Origin of the sequence: Salipiger sp. CCB-MM3 (genome assembly GCF_001687105.1) — a bacterium.
Lineage (GTDB): Bacteria > Pseudomonadota > Alphaproteobacteria > Rhodobacterales > Rhodobacteraceae > Salipiger.
This window is the reverse complement of record NZ_CP014595.1, coordinates 533,402-544,702: the sequence shown is the minus strand read 5'-3', so window position 1 is coordinate 544,702 and position 11,301 is coordinate 533,402. Positions and strand designations below refer to the sequence as shown.

Sequence of the window (11,301 nt, the reverse complement as noted above, 5' to 3'; positions counted from 1 at the left end):
GGCATGATCTCGGCTGATCTGAACACAATCCTTCCGGAGATCCTGCTGGCGGTTTACGCCATGCTGGCGCTGGTCGGGGCGGTCTACACCGGCAAGGACAAGCTGGCCCCGGCGCTGGTCTGGGCCACCGCAGCGGTGATGGTGATCCTCGCGCTGTGGATCGGCACCACGGCGAGCGGCACGCGCCCGGCCTTCCACGGCATGTTCGTGGATGACGCCTTCTCGCGCTTTGCCAAAGTGGTGATCCTCGTCTCGGCGGCCTGCGTGCTGGTGATGGGCCTCGGCTTCATGCAAAAGCAAAAGCTGCTGCGCTTTGAATACCCGGTGCTGGTGGCGCTCTCGACCGTGGGCATGATGGTCATGGTCTCCTCGGGCGATCTGATGACGCTCTACATGGGGCTCGAACTGATGTCGCTCTCGCTTTACGTGGTCGCCTCGCTGCGCCGCGACAGCGAGATGTCCACCGAGGCGGGCCTGAAGTATTTCGTGCTGGGCGCGCTGTCGTCGGGCATGCTGCTCTACGGTGCCTCGCTGACCTACGGCTTTGCCGGCACCACGCTTTATTCGGGCATCATCAACGCCGCCTCCGAGGGGCATCTGTCGATCGGGCTGCTGATCGGCCTCGTGCTGATGATTTCGGGCTTTGCCTTCAAGGTCTCGGCGGTGCCCTTCCACATGTGGACCCCCGACGTCTATCAAGGCGCGCCGACGCCGGTCACCGCCTTCTTCGCCACTGCGCCGAAGGTGGCGGCCATGGCGCTTTTCGCCCGCGTCATGCATGACGCCTTCGGCGGTGCCGTGGCGGACTGGAGCCAGGTGGTCGCGCTGATCGCCGTGCTGTCGATGTTCCTCGGTTCCATCGCCGCCATCGGCCAGACCAACATCAAGCGCCTGATGGCCTATTCCTCGATCGCCCATATGGGCTATGCGCTGATCGGCCTTGCCGCGGGCACCGAGGCGGGCGTCGAGGCGATGCTGATCTACATGGTGATCTATGTGACGATGAACGTCGGCACCTTTGCCTTCATCATGTCGATGAGCAAGGACGGCCAGCCGGTCGCCGATATCACCGCACTGGGGATGTACTCCAAGCGCGAGCCGGGCAAGGCTCTGGCCATGCTGGTGCTGCTGTTCAGCCTCGCCGGTGTGCCGCCGCTGCTGGGCTTCTTTGCCAAGCTGGGCGTCTGGCGCGCCGCCATCGCCGAAGACATGGTCTGGCTGGTGGTCGCCTCCGCCGTGGCCTCGGCCATCGGGGCGTTCTACTACCTGCGCATCGTCTTCTACATGTACTTCGGTGAAGACCGCGAGGATGCGCTGGACACCGGCGGCTCGCCGATCCTCTGGGGCTTTTTGATGGTCTCGGCGGTGATCATGGTGGCCGGGGTGGTGAACCTCTTCGGCATCGAGGGGCCCGCGGCCGCGGCGGCAGCCACCCTTGTCAACTGAGCCCCAACTCAGGTACGAGCCTTCGAGTGACGCGCCTCTGGCGCGTCGCTTTTTTTCCGCCCTTGGCGGCGTTGCCTCCGGCGGGAGTATTTTCGGAAAGATGAAAGGGCAGGGCATGTGGCCTGAAGGCTATGGGCGGCGCGTGCTGGACGAGGTGGACAGCACCAATGCCGAGGCGGTGCGGATCGTGCCCGCGCTCGAAGCGCCCGAGTGGATCCTCGGGCTGCGGCAGAGCGCCGGGCGCGGGCGCCGGGGCCGCGCGTGGTCGATGCCCGAAGGCAATTTCGCCGCGACGCTGGTGCTGCCCGTGGCCGAGCCGCCGCAGGTGGTGGCCCTGCGCAGTTTCGTCGCCTCGCTGGCGCTCTATGAGGCCTTCGTGGCGGTGACCGGGCGTTCGGACGGGCTGGCGCTGAAATGGCCCAACGACGTGCTGATGAACGGCGGCAAAGTGGCGGGCATCCTGCTGGAAAGCCTTGGGCGGCACGGCAATTGCGACTGGCTGGCGATTGGCATCGGCGTCAACCTCGCCGCCGCGCCGGATGTGGGCGAGGTCGAGCCTGGCGCGCTGCGCCCGGTCTCGCTGCTGTCCGAAACCGGCGCGGCTGTGGGGCCCGAGGAGTTTCTGACCGCGCTCGCCGCCGCCTATGCGCGCGAAGAGACGCGGTTCCGCGGCTATGGGTTCGCCGGGCTGCGCGAGGCCTGGCTGCAGCGGGCGGCGCGGCTGGGATCGGTGATCACCGCGCGCACCGGCAGGCACGAATTCGTGGGCACGTTCGAAACGGTGGACGATGCCGGCAATCTTGTCCTAAGGACAGCCAGCGGCCGGCAGGCGATTGCCGCGGCAGACGTGTTTTTCTGAAGGAGCGGCGGATGCTTCTGGCCATCGATTGCGGCAATACCAACACCGTGTTCTCGATCTGGGACGGGGCGCGCTTCCTTGCGACCTGGCGCACCTCGACCGAGCACCAGCGCACCGCCGACCAATATTACGTCTGGCTCTCGACGCTGATGGCGTTTCAGAAGATCGAGGCCGAGATCACCGATGTGATCGTCTCCTCCACTGTCCCGCGCGTGGTGTTCAACCTGCGGGTTCTGGCGGATCGTTATTTCAACACCCGCGCGCTGGTGGTGGGCAAGCCCGACGTGGAACTGCCCGTCGAGGTGCGCGTGGATCTGGGCACCAATGTGGGCCCCGACCGTCTGGTGAACACCGTGGCGGGCTTTGACCTTTACGGCGGCGATCTCATCGTCGTCGACTTCGGCACCGCGACCACCTTCGACGTGGTGGCGCAGGACGGCGCCTATGAGGGCGGGGTGATTGCGCCCGGCGTGAACCTCAGCCTTGAGGCGCTGCATCAGGCCGCCGCCGCGCTGCCGCATGTGGACATCACCAAGCCGCAGCGGGTGGTGGGAACCAATACCGTCGCCTGCATGCAGTCAGGCGTGTTCTGGGGCTATGTGGGCCTCGTGAGAGAAATCTGCGCGCGCATCAAGGCGGAACGAGACCGCCCGATGCGCGTCATATCGACCGGCGGGCTGGCGCCGCTTTTCCAGCAGGCTGAAGACCTCTTCGACGACTGGCGGGAAGATTTGACCATGCATGGTCTCACCGTCATCCATACGTACAATCTTGGCAGGAGCCAAAGCACATGAGCAGTGAACGCATCATCTACCTCCCTCTGGGGGGCGCCGGCGAGATCGGCATGAACGCCTATGTCTACGGATACGGCAAACCGGGCGAGGAACGGCTGATCCTCGTCGACATCGGTGTCGCCTTTCCCGACATGGACACGACCCCCGGCGTCGACATCATCTTCGCCGACATCACCTGGCTAAAAGAGAACCGCGAGCGGCTGGAAGCGGTGTTCATCACCCACGCCCACGAGGACCACGTGGGCGCCATCGGCCATTGTTTCGAGGACCTCGGCGTGCCGGTCTATGCCCGCGCCTTCACCGCCAATATCGCCCGCGGCAAGCTGGCGGAATACGGCCATTCGCCCGAGACGGTCACCACCGTGTCGCCCTGGCCCGAAACCACCAAGGCGGGTCCCTTCACCGTCGGCTTCCTGCCGATCTCGCACTCGATCCCGGAAAGCTCGGGTCTGGTGATCGACACGCCCGGCGGGCGGCTCATCCACACCGGCGACTTCAAGCTCGACAGCGATCCGGTGGTGGGCGAGGCCTTCGACCCGACGCTCTGGGGCGAGGTCGCCTCGAAAGGGGTGAAGGCGCTGATCTGCGACTCGACCAACGTCTTCTCGCCCAACCCCGGGCGCAGCGAGATCACCGTCGGCCCCGAGATCGAGACACTGATCTCCAGCGCGCCGCAGATGGTTGTCGCCACCACCTTCGCGTCGAACGTGGCGCGGGTGAAGACGCTGGCCGAGGCCGGTGAGCGGGCCGGGCGCTCGATCTGCCTGCTGGGCCGCGCCATGCGGCGGATGATCGAGGCGGCGATCGAGACCGGCGTGGTCAGCTCTTTCCCCAAGGTGATCTCGCCCGAGGATGCGACGCAGATCCCGCGTGAGAACGTCATGCTGATCGTCACCGGCTCGCAGGGCGAGCGCCGGGCGGCCTCGGCGCAGCTGGCACGCGGCAAATACAACGGCATCGAGCTGAAAGAGGGCGATCTGTTCCTCTTCTCGTCGAAGACCATTCCGGGCAACGAGAAGGGCGTGATCCACATCATGAACTCGCTGTCCGAGAAGGGCGTCGACATCGTCGATGACAACGGCGGCAAGTATCACGTCTCGGGCCACGCCAACCGCCCCGATCTGGAGCGGATGCAGGACATCGTGAACCCGCAGATCGTCGTGCCGATGCACGGCGAGCACCGCCACCTCCGCGAGCACATGAAGCTGGCCGAAGGGCTGGGCCGCGCCGGGGTTCTGGCGATCAACGGCACGATGGTGGATCTGTCGGGCAATCAGCCCACCGTGGCGGGCTATGTGGAGACGGGCCGCACCTATCTCGACGGTTCGGTGCAGATCGGCGCGATGGACGGCATCGTGCGCGACCGTATCCGCATGGCGCTCAATGGCCATGTGGTGGTGACGGTGATCCTCGACGAGGAAGACGAGCCGCTGGGCGAGCCGTGGTGCGAGTTGAAGGGCCTGCCCGAGATCGGCCGTTCGAACGCGCCGCTGGTGGACATCCTCGAAGAGGATCTGGCGCAGTTCCTTGGCCGCGCCGGAGAGAAGACACTGACCGATGACGACAAGCTCGAGGAAGGCATGCGCCGCATCGTGCGCAACTCGGCGGTCAATGAGATCGGCAAAAAGCCCGAGGTGACGGTGGTGATCAGCCGCCTGTCGTAAGGCGTTCGGCCGGACGGACAAAAGGCGCGTCGCGAAAGCGGCGCGCCTTTCATTTGTGGGACGGAGGATCGCGCCCGAGCCTCGGGTGGGCGCCTGCGGCGCATGTGGTCAGCACTTTATCGTGCCGCACCGAACGCGCATTGAATGGCAAGCGGCAGCGACGATGCGCCCTCCCGGGGGGAGGGTCGGGCGCGGTCCGGGGGCTGATCGCCCCCGACCCAATCAGCGCATGACCCGCAGCGCCTCGAGCCCGTGGAAATGGTAGAGGTCGGCGTATTTCGGCACTCCGGCCAGCTTCATTCCCTTCAGCCGGTCAAAAAGGATCGGCAGAGCGGTCACCAGTTCCAGCCGCGCCAGCGGCGCGCCGACGCAGAAATGCAGACCGCCGCCAAAGCTGGTGCTCGTCACCACCGCGCGCGAGGGATCGAAGCGTGCAGGATCGGCCCAGACCGCAGGATCGCGGTTCGCCGCGCCCAGCAGCAAGGCCACCTGATCGCCGCGCTTGAAGCTGTGGCCATAGGCCTCGACCTCCTCATAGGCGAAACGGGTGAACATATGCAGCGGCGGGTCGAAGCGCAGCACTTCCTCGACCACTGGCGCGGCGTTTTCTTCGGTGATTGCCACGCCCTCTTCGAGCAGCGTCTTGATGCCGTTGCCCATGGTGTGGACCGTCGCCTCATGCCCGGCGTTGAGCAGCAGAATGCAGGTGGTGATCAGCTCGTCGGTCGAGAGCTTCTCGCCATCCTCTTCGGCGGCGATCAGATGCGACAGCAGATCGTCCCCCGGCACCTTGCGCCGCTCGTTCACATAGCCGCGCAGGAAGTCCGAGAACTCGGTGGCGGCGCTGGCGGCGGCAAGCTCCATCGCCATGTCGCGCCGGGCCTGATACATGCCGACCATATCCGCCGACCAGCGCAGCAGTTGCGGCGCCATCTCCTCGGGCACGCCCAGCAGCCGCGCGATGACGATCACCGGGATCGGCTGGCAGAAGGCGGGCAGCAGGTCGATCTCACCCTCGGGCATCTCGTCGATCAGCCGGTGCGCCAGTTCGGCGATCTCGGGCCCCAGCGCCTTGATCCGGCGCGAGGTGAAGGCGCGCAGCACTAGCCCGCGCAGACGGGTGTGGCGCGGCGGCTCAAGCTCCAGCATGGAATGCGCTTCGACCGCGTAGAAGGGCGCCTGATGCGCGGGAATGTCGCGCGCCATCTCGGGCGGCACCTCGCGGCCAAAGCGGCGGTCCTTCAGCAGCGCCGAGACCGCGCGATGCGACACCGCGCAGGGCATTGCATAGTCGTCCCAATAGGCGAGATCACCTGCAGCGCGCATCTCGTCGTAGAACGGGTAGGGGTCCTGCACGAAGGCGGGATCGGTCGGGGATCGGGAAAAGCGTCTCATGGCGCAAGCCTAGGCCACGGCCACGCTTTCTTGGCAAGAGCGCTGTTGCTATGAGGGAGCGATGAACTGGAGCCTGCTGACCCGGAGCCGCGCCGCATGGCTGGTGCTGACGCTCGCCTTCGTGGCCGCGCTGTCGGGCGCGGTCTGGCATTATGGCTACCTGCAGGCGCTGGGGCCGCTGGCGGCGCGCGGGCAGAGCGATCTGGAACTGGCCTCGGATCGTCTGGTCAGCCAGTTGCAGCGGTTCCGCGAGTTTGCCGTGCTCACCGTGCGCCACCCGGCGCTTGAGGCGCTGCACGAAGGCGGCTCGCGCGGCACTGCCGAAGCGATGCTGCTCGGTGCTGCCGACCGGACCGGCGCGGTCAGCGCCTTTTACATGGATGCCTCGGGCGAGCTTCTGGCCTCTTCGGGCGGGCCGCTGCCGGGTGATGTGCCGCGTAGCAGCTATTTCCGCCGCGCGCTCACCGGCGCGCTTGGCGTTGCCCATGGCGAGGGGCCGGGCGAGGCGGAGCGGGTGTTCTACTACGCCGCGCCCAGTTTTGCTCCCGCAGGCGAAGTGCGCGGGGTGCTGGTGGTGGTGGTCGATGCGGCGGTGCTCGAACGCGATTGGCGCGGCTCGCTTCCGGCGGTGTTCTTCCTTGATGAAAGCGGCACGGTGTTTGTCACCAACCGCACCGAGCTTTTGGGATGGCGGCGCGAAGGGGACGGGATGCTCTCGCCCTCGGGGCGTCACTATGTCACCGAAACGATCCAGCACGGCAGCCACGAGATCGTGGCGCAGAACTGGTCGTCCTATATTCCCGCCCGCGCCCTGCGCCGCACCGCCGATCTGCCTGTGATCAATATGACCGGCGTGCTGATGATCGACGTGCGCCCGGCGCGGCGCTACGCGCTGCTGCAATCGGCGGCGGTCGGGGCGGGGGCGCTGTTCTTTCTTGCGCTGCTGTGGTTCGCGGTGGAGCGGCGGCAGGCGCTGGCGGCGATCAACCTTGCGCTCGAGCAGCGGGTTTCGGAACGGACGCGTGATCTTGAAGAGGCGAACCTCGCGCTGCGCCGCGAGGTGGTCGAGCGGCAGGAAGCCGAGGCGGCGCTCAAGCGCACGCAGGCCGAACTGGTGCAGGCGTCCAAGCTTTCGGCGCTTGGTAAGATGAGCGCGGGGATCAGCCACGAGCTCAACCAGCCGCTAATGGCGATCCGCTCGTTCGCCGAGAACGGCGCGGCGTTCCTCGACCGGGGCAAGCCCGAGCGCGCCGCCGAGAACCTCGGGCGGATCAGCGACATGGCCGGGAGGATGGGCCGGATCATCAAGAACCTGCGCGCCTTCGCCAAGGCCGAGCCGGGACCTGCGCATCGGGTCGGGCTGGCCTCTGTGGTCGAGCAGGCGCTGGAGCTTATGCAGCGCCGCATTGACAGCACCGGCACCAAAGTGGACTGGCAGCGCCCCGCGTGCCCGGCCATCGTCATGGGCGGCGAGGTGCGGCTGAGCCAAGTGGTGGTGAACCTCATCTCCAATGCGCTCGACGCCATGCAAGGCGGGCCGGACCGCAGGCTGCACCTGCGGATCAGCCATGACGATGCGGCGGGTCTGGTGCGGCTGACGGTGCGCGACAGCGGGCCGGGAATTGCCGAGCCGGACCGCATCTTCGATCCCTTCTATTCGACCAAGGAGGTCGGCCCCGAAGAGGGCATGGGGCTGGGGCTTTCGATCTCCTATGGGATCGTCGAAGGTTTTGGCGGCAAACTGCGGGGCACCAACCTGCCCGGCGGCGGTGCGGAATTCACGCTCGATCTTAGACAGGCAGAGGAACTGGCATGACACGGCGCGTATTGCTTGTGGATGATGATGCGGCGGTGCGCGAGGCGCTCGGCCAGACGCTGGAGCTGGCTGATCTTGATGCGGTGACGGCGGGCAGTTTCGTCGAGTGCAAGGAACTGATCGAGCCGGGGTTCGAAGGGGTGATCGTCTCGGACATCCGGATGCCGGGGCGCGACGGGTTTCACTTGCTCGACTATGCCCACCGGCAGGATCCCGAGCTGCCGGTGATCCTGCTGACCGGCGAGGGCGACATCCCGATGGCGGTGCGCGCGATGGCGGCGGGGGCCTTTGATTTTCTTGAAAAACCCTGCGCGCCCGCCGATCTGACGGCTGTGGTCGAACGCGCGCTGCGCACCCGCGCACTGGTGCTGGAGAACCGCCGTCTGAAGGCGGAACTGGAGACCGGCGACGCTGCGGCGCGGCTGCTCTTTGGCACCTCGCGCAAGGCCGATGCGCTGCGTGCACGCTGCCGGGTGGCGGCGCGTGCCGGGACCGATGTGCTGGTCACCGGCGCGCCCGGCTCGGGCATCTCGAAGGTGGCCGAGGTGGTGCATCTTTGCTCGCCCCGCGCCAAAGGGCCGTTCGAGAAACGCTCTGCGGCAGGGCTCAGCCGCGACGCGCTGAACGAGCTTTGGCCCAGTTGTGCGGGCGGCAGCCTGTTCCTCGATGAGATTGGCCAGCTTCCCAAGGACAGCCAGTTGGCGCTGATCGACCGGCTCGACGAAGGCGGCGCGCGGCTGATCGCGGGTTCGGTGGATGATCTTGCGGCCAAGGTCGCGGAGGGGGCGCTTTCGGCGGAACTGTTTTACCGCCTTGAGGTGATGCAGATCCAGATCCCGGCGCTGGCTGAGCGTCCGGACGATATCCCCGTGCTGTTCCGCCACTACGTTGCGCAGGCCGCCGAGCAGGCCGGGCTGCAACCGCCCGAGATCACCGACGAGATCACCAATGGGCTGATCGCACGCGACTGGCCGGGCAACACCCGCGCGCTGATGTCGGCGGCGATGCGCTTTGCCTTGGGGCTGGCCGAAAGCGGCGATGAAGGCGAGGGGCTGGGGCTGGCCGAGCGCATGGCGCAGGTCGAGCGTTCGTTGCTGATCGAGGCGCTCAAGCGCACCGGCGGGCAGGCCAGCGCCGCGGCTCAGGCGCTGAAGCTGCCGCGCAAGACCTTCTACGACAAGCTCGCCAAATACGGCATCCGCGCCGAGGAGTTTCGCTGACTGCGGAGCACTTTGGCGACGAGTCGCGCATCTGCGTCAAAAATGAGCGCTAGGAAAACTGTGCGGATTTCCGCACAGGTACAAAATTCGGCGTGCGGGATTTCACACATCGCAGAGGCGTGTTGGCTTGTGAAACGCGACGTAATGTCACGTAAGGCGTTGAAAAATATAGAATATGAAGAATTTTTGACGCGCTCCGCACAATTTCTTGCGCGGATTTCTGCCGGGCTGTCTTCTCGTCTTCGGAGGGCCCGCGCTGAGGAGCAGGCGGGCGCCAGGAACGGACCATCCGGGAGGATAACATGAAAAAGTTTCTGATGACCGCAGCGGCGGTGAGCGCACTCGTGTCCGGCACGCAGGCTGCAACGGCGGCCTGTGACGACGGCGAGATCGTGGTCAAGTTCAGCCATGTGACCAACACCGACAAACACCCCAAGGGCATCGCGGCGCAGCTCTTCGCCGACCGCGTGAACGAAGAGATGGACGGCAAGGCCTGTGTCGAGGTCTTCCCGAACTCCACGCTCTACAACGACGATCAGGTGCTCGAGGCGATGCTGAACGGCGACGTTCAGATGGCCGCGCCCTCGCTGTCGAAGTTCGAACAGTTCACCAAAGTGTTCCGCATTTTCGACCTGCCGTTCATGTTCAAGAACATGGAAGCCGTGGACGCCTTCCAGAACAGCGAAATCGGTCAGGAAATGAAAGAGGTTATGGTGCGCCGCGGCCTGCTGGGCCTCGGGTTCTGGCACAATGGCATGAAGCAGCTTTCGGCCAACAAGCCGCTGATCGAGCCGGCGGACGCCAAGGGCCTGAAGTTCCGCGTGCAGCCGTCGGAAGTGCTGAAAGCGCAGTTCGCCGCGCTCGACGCCTCGCCGCAGCCCATGGCCTTCTCGGAGGTTTACGGCGCGCTGCAGACCGGCGTTGTCGACGGTCAGGAAAACACCTGGTCGAACATCTACGGCCAGAAGTTCTTTGAAGTGCAGGACGGCACCACCGAAACCAACCACGGCGTGCTCGACTATATGGTCGTGACCTCCGCCGACTGGTGGGACAGCCTGCCCGAGGACGTGCGCGAGCAGATGGGCACCATCCTCGACGAGGTGACCACCGAGCGTAACGCGGCCATCGCCGAAGTGGACGCCGACAACCGTCAGGCGGTGCTGGACGCGGGCGGCGAGATCCGCGAGCTGAGCCCCGAAGAGCGCGCCGCATGGCTCGACGTGATGAAGCCCGTCTGGGACCAGTTCACCGATGACGTCGGCCAAGAAAACATCGACGCCGCGCAGGAGTTCAACGCGCAGTTCTGATCTGGCGCCGTTGCGTTCGGCCCGGTCCTGCGCAGCGCGGGGCCGGGCCTTTTCACACCCGAACCTTCACCTTGGGGCAACCCATCCGGCATAGCGGGGGACAGGATGTCCAACATCACCCACGGCGGCTCGCCACTCGGCCGCTTCGTCAACGAGCTGGAGGAATCGGCGATTGCGCTGATCCTCGGGCTGATGACCATCATCACCTTCATCAACGTGGTCCTGCGCTACGGGTTCAACACCGGCCTGATCTGGGGCCTCGAAGCGGTCACCTTCCTGTTTGCCTGGCTGGTGCTCTTCGGCGTGAGCTACGCGGTGAAGGTCACCGCGCATCTCGGCGTCGATGCGGTCACCAGCCTGCTGCCCACGCCGCTGCGCCGGACTTTCGCGATCATCGCAGCTGTGCTCTGCATCTTCTACGCCTTCCTGCTGTTCAAGGGCGCGTGGGACTATTGGGCCAATTTCGCCAACCTGCCGCAGACCACCGGCCGCTGGTTCCCCACCGGCTTTGAAGAGATGAAACGCACCTCCTACCGCTCGTGGTACGAGGTGGTCGACATCCCGATGCCCGAGTGGCTGCGCTTCATCGAGCCGATGATCAACGAGGGCGAGCACTACGAAAAGCTGCCCCGCTTCATCCCCTATTTCATGCTGCCCTTCGGCATGGCGCTGCTGCTCTTCCGCTTCGTCCAGGCCGGGGTCCGTATCTGGACCGGAAAGCAGGACAGCCTGATCGTCAGTCACGAGGCCGAAGACGCCATCGATGACGTTGCCCACATGAACCGCGAGGACTGAGTCCG

Annotated in this window: 9 protein-coding genes; 8 read left to right on the top strand and 1 reads right to left on the bottom strand. The window is 65.8% G+C overall.

What is annotated here, in order from left to right:
- Window positions 1-3 precede the first annotated feature (3 nt).
- The 4 genes from nuoN (at window position 4) to AYJ57_RS02610 (ending at window position 4,763) form a co-directional block, all read left to right on the top strand.
- Window positions 4-1,446 carry an NADH-quinone oxidoreductase subunit NuoN gene (nuoN, locus tag AYJ57_RS02625; RefSeq protein WP_066100804.1) on the top strand — a complete coding sequence of 481 codons (1,443 nt, stop codon included), beginning with the start codon at window positions 4-6 and terminating at the stop codon, window positions 1,444-1,446.
- A 115-nt stretch (window positions 1,447-1,561) separates the two neighbouring features.
- The gene (locus AYJ57_RS02620) at window positions 1,562-2,305 is read left to right on the top strand and encodes a biotin--[acetyl-CoA-carboxylase] ligase (RefSeq protein WP_193789504.1); all 744 of its coding nucleotides are present in this window, start codon (window positions 1,562-1,564) and stop codon (window positions 2,303-2,305) included.
- Window positions 2,306-2,316: 11 nt separating this feature from the next.
- On the top strand, window positions 2,317-3,099 hold the full coding sequence (locus AYJ57_RS02615; RefSeq protein ID WP_066100798.1) for a type III pantothenate kinase: 783 nt from the start codon (window positions 2,317-2,319) through the stop codon (window positions 3,097-3,099).
- On the top strand, window positions 3,096-4,763 hold the full coding sequence (locus tag AYJ57_RS02610) for a ribonuclease J (RefSeq protein ID WP_066100796.1): 1,668 nt from the start codon (window positions 3,096-3,098) through the stop codon (window positions 4,761-4,763). Before AYJ57_RS02615 ends, AYJ57_RS02610 begins: the two co-directional genes overlap by 4 nt.
- Window positions 4,764-4,985: 222 nt before the next feature.
- Here AYJ57_RS02610 and AYJ57_RS02605 read toward each other — a convergent pair whose 3' ends face one another.
- Window positions 4,986-6,158 carry a cytochrome P450 gene (locus tag AYJ57_RS02605; protein ID WP_066100793.1) on the bottom strand — a complete coding sequence of 391 codons (1,173 nt, stop codon included), beginning with the start codon at window positions 6,156-6,158 and terminating at the stop codon, window positions 4,986-4,988.
- 61 nt (window positions 6,159-6,219) lie between these two features.
- Between AYJ57_RS02605 and AYJ57_RS02600 the strand changes: the two genes are divergently transcribed.
- The 4 genes from AYJ57_RS02600 (at window position 6,220) to AYJ57_RS02585 (ending at window position 11,296) form a co-directional block, all read left to right on the top strand.
- Complete coding sequence (locus AYJ57_RS02600; protein WP_066100790.1) at window positions 6,220-7,974, top strand: sensor histidine kinase; 1,755 nt, start codon at window positions 6,220-6,222, stop codon at window positions 7,972-7,974.
- Complete coding sequence (locus AYJ57_RS02595) at window positions 7,971-9,194, top strand: sigma-54-dependent transcriptional regulator (RefSeq protein WP_066100785.1); 1,224 nt, start codon at window positions 7,971-7,973, stop codon at window positions 9,192-9,194. The genes AYJ57_RS02600 and AYJ57_RS02595 overlap by 4 nt, the downstream gene beginning before the upstream one ends.
- A gap of 302 nt (window positions 9,195-9,496) precedes the next feature.
- Entirely contained in the window at window positions 9,497-10,501 is a 1,005-nt protein-coding gene (locus tag AYJ57_RS02590) for a TRAP transporter substrate-binding protein (RefSeq protein WP_083191127.1), read from the top strand.
- A 105-nt stretch (window positions 10,502-10,606) separates the two neighbouring features.
- Complete coding sequence (locus AYJ57_RS02585) at window positions 10,607-11,296, top strand: TRAP transporter small permease (protein WP_066100782.1); 690 nt, start codon at window positions 10,607-10,609, stop codon at window positions 11,294-11,296.
- Window positions 11,297-11,301: the final 5 nt, after the last annotated feature.